This window comes from Nitrincola sp. A-D6 (genome assembly GCF_000764495.1).
In the GTDB taxonomy this organism is placed as follows: Bacteria; Pseudomonadota; Gammaproteobacteria; order Pseudomonadales; family Balneatricaceae; genus Nitrincola.
In genome coordinates this window covers 66,610-83,572 of the sequence record NZ_JRLB01000015.1, presented here as the reverse complement: position 1 = coordinate 83,572, position 16,963 = coordinate 66,610, and the positions used below count along the sequence as shown (strand labels likewise).

The 16,963-nt window shown below is 42.4% G+C and carries 16 protein-coding genes and 1 pseudogene; all 17 read left to right on the top strand.

The window, feature by feature from the left end; all coding sequences use genetic code 11:
- Window positions 1-373: 373 nt before the first annotated feature.
- The 17 genes and pseudogenes from LH51_RS03965 (at window position 374) to LH51_RS03880 (ending at window position 16,961) form a co-directional block, all read left to right on the top strand.
- Window positions 374-946 (top strand): hypothetical protein, encoded by a 573-nt coding sequence (locus tag LH51_RS03965; RefSeq protein ID WP_036519939.1) that lies wholly within the window; start codon window positions 374-376, stop codon window positions 944-946.
- 250 nt (window positions 947-1,196) lie between these two features.
- Window positions 1,197-1,763, top strand: coding sequence for a VPLPA-CTERM sorting domain-containing protein (locus tag LH51_RS03960; RefSeq protein ID WP_036519937.1), 567 nt, complete (start codon window positions 1,197-1,199; stop codon window positions 1,761-1,763).
- A 326-nt stretch (window positions 1,764-2,089) separates the two neighbouring features.
- Window positions 2,090-2,623 carry a hypothetical protein gene (locus LH51_RS03955; RefSeq protein ID WP_036519934.1) on the top strand — a complete coding sequence of 178 codons (534 nt, stop codon included), beginning with the start codon at window positions 2,090-2,092 and terminating at the stop codon, window positions 2,621-2,623.
- Between the two features lie 389 nt (window positions 2,624-3,012).
- Window positions 3,013-3,585 carry a VPLPA-CTERM sorting domain-containing protein gene (locus LH51_RS21155; RefSeq protein WP_036519932.1) on the top strand — a complete coding sequence of 191 codons (573 nt, stop codon included), beginning with the start codon at window positions 3,013-3,015 and terminating at the stop codon, window positions 3,583-3,585.
- Window positions 3,586-3,635: 50 nt separating this feature from the next.
- Window positions 3,636-4,193 (top strand): polysaccharide biosynthesis/export family protein, encoded by a 558-nt coding sequence (locus LH51_RS03945; protein ID WP_036519923.1) that lies wholly within the window; start codon window positions 3,636-3,638, stop codon window positions 4,191-4,193.
- Between the two features lie 15 nt (window positions 4,194-4,208).
- A complete protein-coding gene (locus LH51_RS03940; RefSeq protein ID WP_036519919.1) occupies window positions 4,209-5,336 on the top strand; it encodes an autotransporter domain-containing protein in 1,128 nt (375 codons plus the stop codon).
- Between the two features lie 29 nt (window positions 5,337-5,365).
- Window positions 5,366-6,946, top strand: a complete 1,581-nt coding sequence (locus LH51_RS03935; protein ID WP_052063419.1) for a GumC family protein — start codon at window positions 5,366-5,368, stop codon at window positions 6,944-6,946.
- A gap of 28 nt (window positions 6,947-6,974) precedes the next feature.
- Window positions 6,975-7,769, top strand: coding sequence for a CpsD/CapB family tyrosine-protein kinase (locus tag LH51_RS03930; RefSeq protein ID WP_036519913.1), 795 nt, complete (start codon window positions 6,975-6,977; stop codon window positions 7,767-7,769).
- Window positions 7,770-7,777: 8 nt separating this feature from the next.
- Window positions 7,778-8,668 carry an ExeA family protein gene (locus LH51_RS03925; protein ID WP_036519904.1) on the top strand — a complete coding sequence of 297 codons (891 nt, stop codon included), beginning with the start codon at window positions 7,778-7,780 and terminating at the stop codon, window positions 8,666-8,668.
- A gap of 34 nt (window positions 8,669-8,702) precedes the next feature.
- On the top strand, window positions 8,703-9,059 hold the full coding sequence (locus LH51_RS03920) for a hypothetical protein (protein ID WP_036519901.1): 357 nt from the start codon (window positions 8,703-8,705) through the stop codon (window positions 9,057-9,059).
- Between the two features lie 182 nt (window positions 9,060-9,241).
- Window positions 9,242-10,873, top strand: a complete 1,632-nt coding sequence (locus tag LH51_RS03915) for a hypothetical protein (protein ID WP_036519899.1) — start codon at window positions 9,242-9,244, stop codon at window positions 10,871-10,873.
- Window positions 10,874-10,898: 25 nt separating this feature from the next.
- The gene (locus LH51_RS03910; RefSeq protein WP_144244166.1) at window positions 10,899-12,464 is read left to right on the top strand and encodes an O-antigen ligase family protein; all 1,566 of its coding nucleotides are present in this window, start codon (window positions 10,899-10,901) and stop codon (window positions 12,462-12,464) included.
- Window positions 12,448-13,823, top strand: a pseudogene (locus tag LH51_RS03900) (oligosaccharide flippase family protein). The gene LH51_RS03910 and the pseudogene LH51_RS03900 overlap by 17 nt, the downstream one beginning before the upstream one ends.
- The gene (locus tag LH51_RS24005) at window positions 13,820-14,443 is read left to right on the top strand and encodes an acyltransferase (RefSeq protein WP_036519889.1); all 624 of its coding nucleotides are present in this window, start codon (window positions 13,820-13,822) and stop codon (window positions 14,441-14,443) included. Before LH51_RS03900 ends, LH51_RS24005 begins: the two are co-directional and overlap by 4 nt.
- Window positions 14,433-15,392, top strand: a complete 960-nt coding sequence (locus tag LH51_RS03890) for a glycosyltransferase family 2 protein (RefSeq protein ID WP_036519887.1) — start codon at window positions 14,433-14,435, stop codon at window positions 15,390-15,392. Before LH51_RS24005 ends, LH51_RS03890 begins: the two co-directional genes overlap by 11 nt.
- Entirely contained in the window at window positions 15,392-15,991 is a 600-nt protein-coding gene (locus tag LH51_RS03885; protein ID WP_081960647.1) for a serine O-acetyltransferase, read from the top strand. The genes LH51_RS03890 and LH51_RS03885 overlap by 1 nt, the downstream gene beginning before the upstream one ends.
- On the top strand, window positions 15,981-16,961 hold the full coding sequence (locus tag LH51_RS03880) for a glycosyltransferase (RefSeq protein ID WP_036519885.1): 981 nt from the start codon (window positions 15,981-15,983) through the stop codon (window positions 16,959-16,961). Before LH51_RS03885 ends, LH51_RS03880 begins: the two co-directional genes overlap by 11 nt.
- Window positions 16,962-16,963: the final 2 nt, after the last annotated feature.

The following is a 16,963-nucleotide window of genomic DNA, read 5'->3' as shown; positions in this document are numbered from 1 at the left end:
TCCGCGGGCGAATACCCCCCCAATCGCCCGGAGACCGGGCTCCTACAGGGGGGGTAATTTATTTATCGGCGAAAATTATATTTATATAGAAAAACCATAAGTATTAAGGTGTTATTTGCTATTTGGAACGTTTGTTTTATTTATCACGGAATTTTCAAGCCCTCTCGTTGAATTGTATATATGAAACAATAGTTTAACTGCAAATTTTTCATGTCGATGTACTTTGGTACAGGCTTATATTGTTTAAAAAATGAGCATATAATCGATTTCGACACTGAGTGTCACTCAGGGGTGCGGGGTGTAGTAGTCCTAGCTCTGGCCGCTGTTTATTCATGCATTCACGAAAATGGAAATTACGTTGAGGACTCAACATATGCAAAAACTTTTACTTGGTCTGATTTTGATGATGGCATCTTTTGCGGTATCGGCTGCCCCCATCACTATTGGGAATCCGACGGTCTCTCCTGGGTCTTTCTATTGGGGAACGCCCGGTTTTACCAACACGGCACTGACCGACACACTGCGTACTGATACTATTCAGTCTGGTTATGCTATTTTGGGAGGACCGTTAAGCACTTCCTGGCAGTTAAGTTCGGATGTTGATGCCAGCTTCTCGCTGGGAGTCAATGCTACCGGTACATCAGGAATGTCTTCCTGGACAGTTTCTATACTGAACAGTGGCGGTGATCTACTGACCTCTGGTTCATTGGGATCTGTATTTGCGGGCCTGATGATTTCGGCAGGGGATACCCTGACAGCGGTAATCGCAGGTGCTATGAGCTTTAATCCCTTTGCCAGCAAGTCTTTCACAACTTCCTTGGCACTAAGCAATATCCAGATCGCCGAAACCCCATTACCCGCCGCGGTATGGTTGTTTGGCTCTGTATTAATGGGTGGATTGGCATTGCGCCGCCGTAAAGCCCGTCAGATGCCTGCAGCTATCTGATATTAAAGTATTACCCATTATAAAAGAGGCTCTCTGAGCCTCTTTTTTTTGCATTGCAAAAATATTAACTTATTGATTTTTAAGATTAAATTGTTGTATTTTGCTGTGGTAGCGGCTTGAATCTGGTTTATGTTTTTCTATACTCCACGGTGACACGTAGGTGTCTATAAAGGTGTTGGGTGTAGTAGTCCTAGCCCGCGCCTTTAGAGTTAATGAGTTTATATAAAGATAAGAAGTTGAGGTTTAAGCTATGAAAAAACTACTACTAGGTGCCATGCTAATGCTGGCGTCGTTTGCCGTTTCGGCGGCATCAATCAATCTGACATCAACATCAGTGACTAACTCGACGGGGTATCATGATCATGGATCTATATCTGTTGATAATGGAACGCTGACCAGTTTTTCCACTATTGTATCTAATGATGCAACGGGCCCTTTCAGTGCGGAGTGGGACGTTGTAGCGGATACGTCGTATAGTATTTTCGGTGATATTGACGTATCTGTAACGGCTAGTGATGATTGGACTTTGTCAGTCTTGTCGCCAGGTTTAGTTGTGCTGGATACTTTTACCAGTAACCAGATAGTTGGTTCCAGTGCCCATGGTCCTATTTCCGTCAACCTGATAGGAGGCCTTGTCTACACATTTATGATGGAAGGAACGTTTACTGGCGTTCCAACGACAACAATTCAGTTTGTTTCTGCTGGTCTCACAGAAACCCCTCTGCCTGCCGCAGTCTGGTTATTTGGTTCTGTCCTGCTGGGTGGATTGGCCATGCGCCGCCGTAATAAATCCCGTCAAGTGCCTGTAGCGGCCTGATATCATAATATTACGTGTTGTAAAAAGGGGCTCAATGAGTCCCTTTTTTACGTTGTATCAGCATGCACTAAAGTAAGCCTGGAGTTATGACTTGATTTTACTGGTTTTATATAGAGTAGTGCTTAGTTATAGCGCTGATTAGTGTGAGAGTGGTCCAATTTGTTGCATTGCAGCACTGTACCTCGGTACAGGGTTGTTACGTCTTGCGTTCCCTTATAATCATGAGTGACAAGGATCTGTCTATAGAGGCCAATGGGTGTAGTAGTCCTAGCCCAACCTCTTGAATTCATGAGTTCAATATATGCAAAAAAGTTGAGGATTCAACTATGAAAAAATTTTTATTAGGTGTTATGTTGATGTTGGCATCATTTGCAGCTTCGGCGGCAAGTGTATCCATCACCAATCCAACTGTAACGACGGGAAGTGGGGGAGTTGTAACCTTCGCTGTTCCTGGTACGCAATATACCTTTGGTAGTAACTTTGTTGCCGGTGAAGCGGTTTCTGTGTCTATGGACACCGAGCTTACCGGTGCAGCACTGGCTCAGGTTGATTTCTCTGTGTCATCTACGCTGGTTAACTGGACCTTTTCTATCTTCGATGGTCTTTCAACAACAGTACTGACTAGTGGTAATAATGCCAATACATTGGTTTCCTCGTTGTTCACCATGATGAGCGGCACTGTGTATAACATTATCATTACTGGTACAGCGGCAATTACCAGCTTCACGGTTGGTTTCTCATACCCGCCAGCCATATCTGAAGTGCCGCTACCTGCTGCAATCTGGTTGTTTGGTTCGGTTTTGCTGGGTGGATTAGCAATGCGTCGCCGGAAGGCTCCTCAGGGGCCTGTGGCTGCCTGAAACCGAAACATATCTCGTACAATTCAAAGAGGCTCACTGAGTCTCTTTTTTTGCATTGCACTATTTAACTAAACATCTGTTTAATTATGTGCTAATCTGCACTAAAATATACCTGACTATAATCCTGCACTCTATCTGGTTTATGCGGATTGACGCACAGTAATAGTGCTGATTTGAATGTTGCTGTTACATATTGTTGCATAGCAACATTGTACCATGGTACAGGGTTGTTTATGGGGTAAGCTTCTTTATAATCTCTAGTGACACGGATGTGTCTATAAAGGTGTCGGGTGTAGCAGTCCTAGCCCAAGCCTTTCGAATTCATGAGTTCATTTAAATGCAAGAGTTGAGGATTCAACAATGAAAAATTTTTACTGGGTGCTGTGCTGATGCTGGCATCATTTGCAGCTTCGGCGGCAAGTGTCTCTATCAATAACCCGACGGTACTGGCAGGTTCAGGCGATGTGCTTTCTATCAATCTACCAGCTACACAATATACCTTTGGTTCAGAGTTTGTTCCTGGAGAAGCCACTTCTGTCTCATGGGATACTGTATTGACAGGGGCGTCTATGGGGCTGGTTAACTTTAACGTATCTTCTACGTTGCTTGACTGGTCGCTGTCTATTTTTGACGGTTCCAGCACCACTGTACTGACCAGTAACAATGCAGATAACTCTGTTGTATCTTCACTGTTCACTATGTCCAGCGGTATTGTCTATAACCTTATCATGACTGGTACATCTGCAATCAACAGCTTCACTGTTGGTTTCGCTTACCCACCAGCTGTTTCAGAAGTACCACTGCCAGCCGCTGTATGGCTGTTTGGTTCAGTTCTGTTAGGTGGACTGGCGCTGCGTCGTCGTTCAAAGAAGGAAAACATGCAGGCTGTAGCAGCTAAGTGTTTTGCTGATTTAAAAAGGGGCTTGTCGGGCCCCTTTTTATTTGAAAAACTACCTGAATAACGAACATTATGCAGGCACAGTAAGAATAAACGTATAGAGGGAGTTAATGTATGCTAAAGCGCTTGATAACCGGATTGGTTTTGTTGCTGGCTCTACCGGCTGGCTGGGTTTCCGCTTCTGATTCAAATGAATATCGACTACAACCGGGCGATGAGCTGCTGATCTCTGTCTGGCGGGAAGAAGAGCTGAATCGTCAGTTGGTGGTACTGCCCGATGGACGTATCTCCTATCCGCTGGTGGGCCATGTCATGGCAGCCGGTCAGAGTGCTGAAGTACTGGAAAAATTACTTGCCGAGCATCTGGAAGAATATATTACCGAACCTCAGGTAAGTGTCAGCGTCACCGCCGTTAGCGGTAATGTGGCGTTTGTATTTGGTCAGGTTAATAATCCGGGCCCTATTCTTATGTCACGTGATCTGTCGGTGGTACAGGCGCTGGCACTGGCGGGTGGTTTTACCCCCTTTGCTTCAACCGGACGTATCCAGATTATCCGTGAGCAGGGCGCAGAGAAAACCCTGTTGCCGGTAGATTATTCAGCTATCGAACGTGGCGGTGATTTGAGCCACAATCATAGTCTGCGTGCCGGTGATGTGATTATCGTTCCCTGAACAAAGGCGTAGTTGATGATGAAATGGAATTTATACAGCCTGCTAATCTGTTTGCCACTCTCCTCAATGCTGATGGCGGCCGATACCGGCATCGAAGGTTCCATATCCCAGACGCTGGGTTATGATGACAACTTTCTATTCGAAGAAGATGCTCAAAGTACCCTGTCCTATGTGCTTACGCCTACACTAACGGGCTACTACCGTACTCAAACCTATACCAGTAGCCTGACCGGTTCTGTTGCAATCAAGCGCTATTCCGATTTCAGTCGCTACAACAGCCAGGACCCCAGGCTCAGCTGGCAGCAGGCCTGGATCAGGGAAAGAGCCTTGTTGAGCCTGAATATAGGTTACACCGAGACGGAGCAGCGTGAAGACGCAGAAGAAGATCTGGGTGATTTCTCAACACGCAACACGGTCAAAACCTACACTTTTGCCCCTGCCTATAATTACCAGTTGACGCAACGCGATAGTATTGGGCTAACTTTCGGTTACACCGAGCGTCAGTACAGCGAAGCCACATCCAGTGACAACCAAAGCTATAGCCTGGGCGGTAACTGGGCGCATGATCTAAGTGAGCGTACCATTCTGCGCGCCAATCTGTCTTACACCAATTATGAAGCGCAGGGCTTAGCAACTGAAACCAACTCGGATATTTGGCGGGCTTCATTGGGGGCGACCTATAACTGGTCTGAACGCACCTCTATAACCGCATTACTGGGGGCTAACTGGCAGGATCTTGAAGAACGCAATGTGCTGCTGAATCAGTCCACGCAAAGTACCAATAGCGGCAGCCTTGCCAGTGTGCAATGGACTCACAAGTCGCTGCAAAGCACTTATAATGCGTCTTACAGCCGCGATCTGTCACCCTCCAGTGATGGCGCAGTGCGCGAGCAGGATCGGCTCACACTGGGCTGGCGCTATGAACTGAGTGATTTGAGTAGCTTTAGTCTTAACGGAAGCTGGTTAAAATCAACGGATGACACACAAACGCGCGAATTTGCATCCATTTCCCCCTCCTATAATCGCCAGCTTAGCCAGAGTCTGACATGGGGCGCTCGCTATGACTTTAAGTACCAGACACGGACTAACGAACCCAGTGCCGAGTCCAATCAAATTCAAATGAACCTTGTTTACAAGTTTTAACTTACCTTTCAGTCAATAGGATGACCTCAGTGTTCGATGAAAATGAAAAAGGCCTGTCGGATTATTTGGATCTGCTCCGGCGTCGTAAATATTATTTCATCCTGACCTTTCCCATACTGGCATTGGTGGCAATTGCTATCGCCCTAACGCTGCCGCCAATCTACCGTTCGCAGGGTGTTATTCTGATCGAAAGCCAGGACATCCCCAGTGATCTGGTGCGCAGTACCGTCACCAGTTTTGCTGAAGAGCAGATCAAGGTGATAGAGCAACGCGTGCTTACGACCGCGTTGATTCAAGAAGCGGTGCAGAAACACAATCTCTATCCGGACCTGCGCCAAAAAGCCTCACCAACACAGATTGCACAGAAGTTTCGCAGCAATGTATCCGTGAACATGGTCAGCGCAAAGGTTATGGACCCGACCCGCGGGCGTGCTACCACCGCAAACATAGCCTTTACTGTCGCGTTTTATGATCCAGTCTCTGCCAAGGCTCAGGCTGTTGCCAATGATCTGGTCACTACCTTTTTGAGTGAAAACGTCAGAGTGCGTACCGACAGGGCCACCGAAACCACCACCTTTATTCGTGAAGAAGCCAACCGTATGCGTACCCGTGTACAGGTGCTGGAAGACCGTATCGCGCAATTTAAATCCGAGTTCAGTAACAGCCTGCCGGAAATGCTTAATTTTAACCTGTCGATGATTGAACGTGGCGAAGAGCGCTTGTTGGGTATTCAGAATCAGGAAGCCCAGATCAAAGACCAGCTGCACCTGTTGGGCATCGAACTGTCGGGCATGAACCGTTACCTGCAAGCCCCGGTTAGTGGTGCGGAAATGAGCGGCCCTCAACGCCTGGCCGCACTCCAAAATGAGCTGGCACAACTGTCCAACCGTTATTCCGATGCGCATCCGGATGTCATTCGTCTTAAGGGACAAATTGAAGCGCTGCGTGAAACGGTAGGCAGCAGCAGTCCGGCAGGGCAGATAGAAAATCCGCAATACCGCCAGATCAGCTTACAGATTGAATCCCTGCAGCGTGATCTGGTGCGTATGCAAACGCAACGTGAGCGGGTGCAGCAGGAAGTGGATGAATACCGTGAGCGTGTGGCACAAACACCTCAGGTGCAACGTGGCTATGAGGATCTGACCCGCGACTATGAAAGCGAGTTGCGTAAATACAATGAGCTACGTTCAAAAGAGCTGGAAGCAGAAATATCTCAGAATCTGGAAACGGAAAACCGTGGAGAAAGCTTCGTGCTGTTGGAGCCGCCGCTGGCACCTGCCGATCCGGTGAAGCCTAACCGTAAAAAAATTGCAGCCATGGGGATTATGCTTGCCGGTGGTTTCGGTGTAGGGCTTATGTTGTTGGTGGAAATGCTGGACGGAGGCATTCGTGGGTCACGTCGGCTATCAGGTATTCTCGGTGCCGACCCGCTAATCACCATACCGATGATTATGACCCATAAGGATGATCTGATACGGCGAGCACGGCACATTAGCTATGCTGTTATTGCGGTATTAATTGTGATTGCAGGCGTGGCCGCCGTGCACTTTTTTGTAATGAGCCTGGATATTCTCTGGCTCAAAGTCATGGGCCGCATCAACCTGATGTAAACCACGCAAATCTAATGAGAGAATCAGGATGTTTCGACTTCAGAAAGCATTAGAAAAAGCCAAAGAGAAGCGCGCAGAGCAGCGTGGCAATATATCGGCGCACGTGTCACCGCTGGAAATGATCAATTATTCGCAAACCCGCGTGGTGGAACTGCCGCGGGAAACCCTGGAAAAAAACCGCATTATTGCCGGTTTTGCAAATGACCCGCGTGCGCAGATTTTCAGAACACTGCGCACCAAAATCATTCACAAAATGCGCACCAATGGCTGGAATACCCTGGCAATCACCTCGCCTACCGAAGAAAGTGGTAAAAGTCTGGTCGCCTGTAATCTGGCGGTTGCGCTGTCTATGGAAGTGAACCAGACCGTATTGCTGGTGGACCTGAATCTGCGCAATCCCAGCATAGCCTCCAACTTCGGCCTGCAGCCGGAAAAAAATATGTATGATTACCTCAAAGGCAAAGCCGAACTTTCAGAGCTGATGGTCAATCCAGGCATCGAACGCCTGGTGGTTGTACCGGGTGGCGTAGCGGAGGGAAATACCTCAGAGCTTCTGTCGACCCCGCGCATGAAAGCCTTTATCCGCGAAACTAAAAAACGTTATAAATCCAGAATCGTGATTTATGATCTGCCCGCCGTTCTGCCTACAGATGACGCGTTAAACGTGCTCGGAGACCTGGACGCGGTGTTAATGATTGTCGGCGATGGAGAAAATACCCGTGACCAGATAGAACGCTCACGTGAGTTGATCTCCATTACCAATGTGATCGGAACGGTATTGAATAAATCGTCCGAAAAATTCGCCAGTAAAGGACAGGAATAGGTTCAGGCATGTATAGAGAGTTTTTCGGATTAAAAGAGAAGCCGTTCAGTCTGACACCAGACCCGGCCTATTTATACCTCAGCAAGAACCACACCCGTGCCCAAACCATGCTGGAGTATGGCTTGATGAGCCATGCAGGGTTTACTGTGATCACCGGTGATATCGGTGCCGGTAAAACAACCCTGGTGCATCATTTGATCGGCAAAATGGATGAGGATACCGTGGTTGGCGTGATCAGCAATACCCATGCGGCTTTTGGTGATCTGATGTCCTGGGTGCTGGATGCGTTTGAAATCAAAGGTGAGTTCAAGGATAACGCCCAACGTTTGCGAGCCTTCACCGATTATGTAATCGATCAATACAGCGATGGTAAGCATATCATCCTGATCATCGATGAAGCGCAAAATCTGACCACAGAAATATTGGAGGAATTGCGACTAATCTCCAATATCAATGTGGCCGGTGAAATCTATTTGCAGATGATGCTTATTGGCCAGCCTGAGTTGATTGAAAAGCTCAATCAACCGGAACTCACCCAGTTTGCACAGCGTATTGGTGTAGAGTTCAACCTGCGTCCAATGGATTTTGAAGACACCAAGGCCTATATCCAGCACCGGATTCAGTGTGCCGGTGGCGACATAGCCCTGTTTACCGAAAGTGCCATGGGAGTGATCTTTTGCTACGCCGAAGGCGTTCCAAGGCGTATCAACACCCTGTGCGATATGTCGCTGGTCTATGCCTTCGCTGATGAACAACCTGTGGTTGATGCCGATCTGGTGATGGACATGATCGAAGATCGCAGTACCACTGCTGTCATTCGTCAAAGCAGAAGCATTACTGATGAAGTAAATAGAGTGCGTCAGTGGTTGCAGCAAGAGCATCACCTGGATCTGCTTTAATGTATTTTCAGAACTTAAAATGAACGGAGTTCATATGAAATCAAGATCACATGTGTTGTTGGCACTATTATTGTTCCTTTTACTAGTGAGTCTTGATGCTGTTGCCTCTCGTTCATTTCCTGTTTTGGGCGTCCATCCTACCAGTTTGAGATACTGGGAAGATTCAATTTATGCCAATGCAATCAAACAGGGAACATGGCTTGAATACGAGGGCCGTGATTGGGGAGAGTTTATTAGTGAATATCAAAATCCTCAATTCGATGTGTTGGGAAACCCGCTTTATTTAAAACCAAATAAAAAACTAAAAATCATACCCGCTGGCTTTTCTGGTGATTTTAAGCCTGAAGGATTAATTACCTGGTATGGGAAGGAGAGGGAGACCTGCGCATAAATAGAGCTGAGCGGTTATTTGTTGATGAGCTGTCCAACGGCCAAGCTACAGGGATTCTTGAAAATGGAATAAGGGCCTACAGGCTCACTGGTAACGAACAATTTTGGATAGAGTTCAATGAAATAAATCCTGATAATCCTCCTAGAAATATTCGTGCGTTTTTACCTGATCCAGCAGATCGAATGAACAAATCATTAACTGATGCCGATTTCTGGCATCCAGATTTTCTTGATCGACTCCATGATATTGATGATTCCGTAATTAGGACAATGGGATTAACTGATACCAATGGCTCTCCTGAACAAGATTGGCAGGATAGGCGGTTGCCTGGTCATATATTTTCAGTGGGTGTTCTCAATACCCGTTCGCCAGTTCCTGGTAATTTGGTTAATGGAAAGGAAGTGCGAGGAGGTCGACGCACTGGAGTTGCATGGGAACACTTGGTAAATATGGCTAATACATCAGGCCATGATCTTTGGATCAATGTTCCCCATATGGCAACTGAAGACTACATACGTAATTTGGCTTTATTAATCAAATATGGTTCTGATGGTGAGTCTCCTTACACAACAAATGTTGACCAACCAGTTTGGTCGGGCCTTAACGCGGGACAACGAGTTTGGGTTGAATATTCAAATGAGGTTTGGAGCCGTGGCAACTCATTCCCTCAGGGAGATTATGCAGAAATAGAAGGTAATAAAATCGGTATAGATAAATCACAGTTTAACGCACGAAAATTTGTTGATGTCTGGAATATTTTTGATGAGACATTCGAAGATTCAGAGCGAGTTGTTAATGTTGCAGCATTACATACCGGGTCGCGTTGGTATGTGGAAAATTTCGCCAAAGAAATGGGTCGATACATTTACAGTCAGGGGTTAAATATCGAACCTGAGGTGCAAGCTGTAACAGTCTATTTTGGTAATGGAATTCAGGATTGGGCGGTTGAAAAAGCGCGAGCAACTGCTGAAACTGGCGATCATTGGTTTATGATGAATGATCAATATGAACGGTATAATGGCGATTTAGATTTCGTAACTTTTCCTGAAGTTCACTCTTATTGGCAGAGCGATCGGTTAAAAGAAAATTTAGATGAAATTATGGAAGAATGGATATTTCGTGTACTGTCTGGGGATGAGACAGAAGGTGCAGGACCAGATTTAACGGGAGTTATAGGAGGGTTCAGAGAAGATTTACAAGGTTTTCTGAATCAAGAATTTAATAGATCAATTCCTGTTGTCGCATATGAAGGCGGCCCATCAATATATACACATCGATATGATGATGCAGATAAACGAAATTCCGGTATAACCGAATTTATTATGCGAATGAATGAACATCCACGCATTAAGGAAGTTTATGCAATTCAATTAAATATCGCTGCAGCGAAAGGCTTGCATATGCATATGCCATTCACATTACAAAATCGTTGGGGCAAGTGGGGGCAGTGGGGGCATGTTAGACGTTTTAGCGATACAAGGGTGAATGCACCTAAATACGAGGCTGTATTAGCCTGGATGGAAAATGAACAAGAACAAGATCCTGTTACCCTACCGTATTCAGAAGCATTTCAAAGTTTTCAATTAAATAACGCAATGCAACATCAACAATATAGTGAAGAATACGTAGAAGATGACATGGATAATATTCGGTTAGTGTCAACTACAGACACAAAGGGTCTTGATATTTCTATAACATCAAATAGTATTGGTTATAGGGGTATTCCAACTGAGATAGGTGAAATATACAGTTTATTCAGTTTTGAACAGGGAAATAATAGGAAGTGGGTTGTTATGAAAATATCTGTTATTTAACAGATAGAAATTAAGGATATTTTTAGTGGATCTACCATATAGAGTTTTTTTAGTTCTGGTGTTTCTATATTTATGTATGCTGCCAGTACAGATTATTATACTATCAAAGTTTAGGAAATCTAATGACGTTTCAGTATTAGGTAGTGCAATTAATCCGTTAAAACTCTTTATATATTGGTTGGTACTTCATGTTTCAATATTTATTATACGTGATGTTTGGATTCTATATGCATTAGTAATTTTGATTGGTTTTTTTTCAAGACTAACGCCTGATCAGAGAATGTTTCTTTTTGCATATCTTCTATTTACCATTCCCATGTATTTTGCATTTATTCCAGGTTTTGCAGGAATAAATAACTTCCTTCGGGTTGATTTTACAATGGTGCTTGGGTTAGCCATTCTTGGCCCTGCATACTTAAAAATACGTCATCAGCCAGACTATATAAAGTTTGGTAAATTACTTGCTGATAAATGTATTTTTGTCATTATGTTTTTGATAGTTTTTAACTCATACAGGGAAACGCTTAGTCTCACAATTATTTTAAAAGAAATAATTGTTGTTTTTTCTGGCATATATATACCTTATGTTGTTATATCCAGGAGAGTTAGGGTTAATAATAATTTTGATATTTTTTTATTGATGGTGTTATTTATTGGTTTATATCAAGCATTGGTAACTGTTTTTGAATTCGCTACTTCATGGCGTCTTTATAATGCAACGGATAGATGGATAGGGGCGCATGGAGGCATGCTTCAAATTAGATATCGAGAAGGATATATTAGGGCAACTTCTATTTTTACTCAGGCAATTGTTTCTGGGTATTTTATGATGTTGTTTTTTTCAATATATATTTATCTTTATAAGAAAATTAATCTATCGGTAATAATGAATATTGGCATTATTCTGATGCTTCTGCTTGCTCTATACTCTAGCTCATCTAGAGCCCCCTGGGTTGGGACTGTTCTCTTTGTGTTTTTATTTATGGTTACTTTTTCTAATGCTAAAGCACGAAACTTTATCTATTTATCAGTTGCTGGTGTTGCTGCAGTGTTAGGTTTAATAATTGCAGGTCAAATCAATCGATTTATTGGACTTTTGCCTTGGTTTAATGATGAGCAGCAAGAGGTTATGTATCGGGTTCGCCTGATTGAACAAAGCTGGAAAGTTATAAAGGAAAATCCAATTTTGGGGGAGCCCCAGAATATATTCCTTAAGCGGCCAGAAATGCTTGAAATAGTCCAAGGGGAAGGTATTGTTGATTTGGTTAATTCATATTTAGCAATTCTTCTATATTACGGTTCTATAGGGTTGTTAGCACATCTGTTGATAATTTATATTCCGTTAAGAGTTTTTTATAAAAGCTATAAGTTTTATAGATTTGATCGAGTTAGACAAGATATGTCTTTGAAGTTTAATTTTTTAATGTCATTTATATTAACTCATGTTTTTGTAGTCAGTACTGTATCAAGTATAGGGCATCTAGGTGCGTTCGTATTCATCTTGTATGCACTTATAACGGGGATGTGTGTCTTGGCATTAGATGAGGTTAAATCTGTGAAGACTGCTCGGATTAATGACAATGTCAGCTAATAGAAAAAATCTTAGTCAGAATGTTAAGTCAGCAACTATATGGTTGGTGTTAGCTAGTTTTTCAAGTCAGTTTTTGCGTTTGCTTTCTAATTTGATACTCACGCGCCTACTGGTTCCAGAGTATTTTGGTGTAATGTCAATTGTAATACTTATATGGACAGGACTTAATTTATTGACTGATGCTGGTTTGCAACAAAGTGTTGTTAAATCATCAGCTGAAAATCTAAACAAAATTCTACCAACTATTTTTTCGATTCAGTTAGTTAGGGGTTTTGGAATATTTTTAGTTGTATTGCTTATGGCATATTTATCTACACAGATTTATTCCATGAGCTTTGTTGCAGGAACTATTTATAGTTTGCCTGAGCTCTCGATGGCTCTATTAATTATTTCTATTGCGCCTTTACTAGCGGGTTTTCAGTCACCTGGAATATATTTACTTCAGAGAAAATTTCAGCAAAAAAAATATTTTTTATAGAATTTTTATCTCAAGTTTTAGGGTTTTTTAGTGCTTTATTTCTATATTATATTTATGGGAATAGTATAGTTGTGCTTGCATTTTCTGCTACTGTGAGTATTTTTTCTAAAGTGGTATTGTCATATTTAATTAGTAATTATTATGTGGTTCCAGGATTTTGTCGTGAGAGTGCTTTACAAATATGGAGTTATGGGAAATGGATTGTTTTATCTTCTGTAATGGGTTTCTTGTTATTGGGAGCGGACAGGTTTTTACTTAGCTTTAATTTGGATGCTGAAACTCTAGGTATTTATGCTATAGCTGCTTTTATTCTAGTTTCACTGAAGGAAGTGGTAAGTAAGTTTTTTATAAGAGTTTATTTTTCGGCGCTTTCACATCTTCAAAATAATGATGGTGATTTGAATTTATACTATCAGAAGTCCAAATCCAAAATAGATGCTATTTTGATTGCGTTATCTCTTGTTATTTTTTTATCAGCAGAGTCATTTATTGGTCTGTTGTATGATGAAAGATATATTTATGCTGGATTTATTTTGTCGATACTATCATTTACTATTCTTGGGAAATCTTCTGAAGTTGTTCTACAGTTACTATTGGTGAAAGGGAATTCAAAATTTGTTGCTTTTTATAATGGTATATCGGTGCTAGTTTGTTATGCCATTCTATATACAGGTTTGTATTTTTATAGCTTTGAAATTTTTCTAATTATGTTTGTTATTTTTGAATTGATAAGATATATTTCTTCAATATTCATTGAGTATTTCTTTATTGGTAAATTTTGTATTGATTTAAAAAAACTTTGTTTCGGTGGTATTTTAGGTCTAGGGACTGGTTTTTGTGCTAATTTATTGTTTTTAAGTATGTCGGGTGTTATTTCATGATCAAAAAATTAATTATTAGTCTCTCATATAGGTTTTCAATTTTTACTAAGCTGTATATTAAATTTTATAAACCAAGTGGTAATGAGTACTCTTTGTATTTGCGGAAGCGTGGTGATTTTATTAATATTGGTGATTTTTGCTCTATTAGAGTGTTTACGAATATTACTGATCCATATCTTACGTACATTGGTAATAATGTCCAACTTGGAGCTTGTAGTATCATTGCACATGATGGCTCAATTCAAATGCTGTCTAAAGCTTATAATAAAAAACTTGATAGAGTTGCACCTGTTAAAATTCTCGACAATGTATTTGTGGGTCACCAGGCTATAGTTTTGCCTGGAGTTACAATCGGGCCAAATGCAGTTGTGGCTGCTGGTGCTGTCGTGACCAAAGATGTGCCAGAAAATAGCGTAGTTGCAGGGAATCCTGCGCGTGTTATTGGTGCGTTAAGTGATTTGGTCGAGCGTTTAGACCTAAAATCCAGATCTTATCCTTGGTATGACTTGATTTGTCAACGTGAAGGGGGCTTCGATCCCAAATTTGAAAGTGAATTAAATAAACTTCGCGTTAAATTTTTCTATGATGAGCATCGAAGGATGATTTTCTATGATATATAAGTCGAATGTTGCCATTGTATTAGTTAACTATAATGCAGGGCAGTTATTATCTGATAATTTGTCTAGGATTATAGAATGTTCTCGTGGTGTTAATGCCAAGCTTTTTATTGTTGATAATAAGTCGACTGATGATTCATATTCTATTCTTGATGGTTTGATTAATTCAAAAAATATTGTTGATGTTGATTTGATTAGATCAAATGTAAATGGTGGTTTTGCATACGGTAATAATTTAGGCATTGCAAAAGCACTTGAATCAGGATTTGAACCTGACTATTTTTACCTCTTGAATCCTGATGCTGTTCCAGAAAATGGTGCAATTGAGGAGGCGGTTAAAAATGCAAAACAAATGTCTGATTGCTGTATTGTAGGTTCTCAAATGTTAGACGAGGCGGGGAACAAGACAGCATCTGCTTTCCGTTTTCCTTCTATTATTTCAGAATTTAATCGTGGCGCAAATATCGGGCTTGTATCTCGTCTGTTTCCGGCAGCGTCATTGGTACTACCAACAAACGAATCAATAGTGCCATGTGACTGGGTTTGTGGTGCTGGTTTCTTAGTTCCATTAAAAGTCTATGAAACGTTGGGTGAAATGGATGAGCAGTACTTTCTTTATTATGAAGAAGTCGATTATATGAAGAGAGCACGAGAACAACAAATACCAGTCTTGGTAGCAACACAATCCAAGGTTGTACATATTGCTGGTGTCTCAACTGGTATAGTGAATAATAAAGTGGAAAAATCGTCTATTCCTGTGTACTGGTATCAATCCTGGCATCGTTTTTATTTTAAAAATTACTCTAAAGCCAAAGCTGTAATGTGTGGTATCGCATGGATAGCGGGTCGAACTTTCAATAACATACTTTCTTTTTTTATTAAAAAACGCAAGCCTAACGATGGACATTCCATCGCAAGATTTTGGCGCTATGCTATTCTGGGGAATAAGTGATGTCAGAAATGTCACCGCCAGTTTCTGATGGTAGAAACAACGAAAATCCACATGAACTAAGTTTTTATCACTTGGTTAAAGAAGATTATGCTGTTCATGGCAGGCATATCTTTAATCAAGGTTTTTTTGCGCTGTTTTGCCATAGATTTGGTAACTGGCGTATGTCATTTAAAAACAAGATAATCAGGGCCCCATTAACACTTATCTATCTTTTTTTACGACAGTGGTGTCAGGTTTTCTGTGGTATTCAGTTGGATTATATTGTTAAAGTGGGTCGCAGAGTCAAAATTGAACATTTTGGCGGGATTATCATTAATGCCAGGCAGATTGGTGATGATGTGGTAATTCGACAAAATACCACAGTTGGTATTAAAACAGTTAAAGATCCCAATGGCCGACCTATTATAGGTAACCGGGTCGATATAGGTGCCGGTGCCGTGATAGTGGGCAATATAATGATAGGTGATGATGTCATTATCGGAGCCAATAGTGTGGTCAGCTTTGATGTACCATCAGGCTCAATCGTTAAGTTACCTCGTGCTGAAATCTTTCCGCGTAAGGATCTGGATAATATGAAAGGAGCTAACCGTGCTGACTAATGCCGGCTGCGTAATCATTGGCCGTAATGAAGGTGAGCGACTTGTCCGCTGCCTTGAATCAGTATGCGAGGCGTTTGCTCAGGTAGTCTATGTTGACTCTGGCTCCACGGACCAGAGCGTGCAAAATGCAGAGGCCTCAGGGGCTCAGGTAGTTAATCTGGATATGACTAAGCCCTTTACCGCTGCACGTGCACGCAATGAAGGATTGACGCAGTTATACCAGATACAGCCAGATCTTGAATATGTGCAGTTTATTGATGGCGACTGTGAATTGGTTCCCAGTTGGCCAAATGCGGCTGCAGCCTATCTGGAAGCCAATTCGGGTGTTGCTGTGGTGTGTGGACGTAGGCGTGAGCGTTACCCAGATGCTTCAGTTTATAACCGCTTGTGTGATATTGAATGGAATACCCCTGTAGGTGAAGCAACAGCCTGTGGTGGTGATGCGCTGATGCGCATTAAAGCCCTGCATGAGGTGAATGCCTACAATGCTAATCTTATTGCTGGTGAAGAACCGGAAATGTGTCACCGTTTGCGTATGCAGGGTTGGAAAATATTCCGTCTGGATGAAGAAATGACATTGCATGATGCGGCGATCAGTCGACTCGGTCAGTGGTGGAAGCGTGGTGCACGAGGGGGCTATGCTTATTTTCGTGTGTTCTGGCTGCATCGTAACAGTTCAGTGCAAATCTGGAAAAAAAATGTGCTTCGTACACTGGTCTGGGCGGGTCTACTACCGCTGCTGATTTTGTTAGGTTTATTTACAACGCATGATTGGCTGTTGTTAGTGCTATTACTTTATCCAATGCTCTTTCTTAAAGTGTATTTACGTAATCCCCAACTGAATAAGCAACTTCGGCCAAAATTTGCTTTGTATATGCTGCTGATTAAGTTTGCTGAGTTTCAGGGTATGTCCAAAGCCATCTGGGAACTGATTACCCATAAGCAAGTTAAATTAATGGAATATAAGTGACG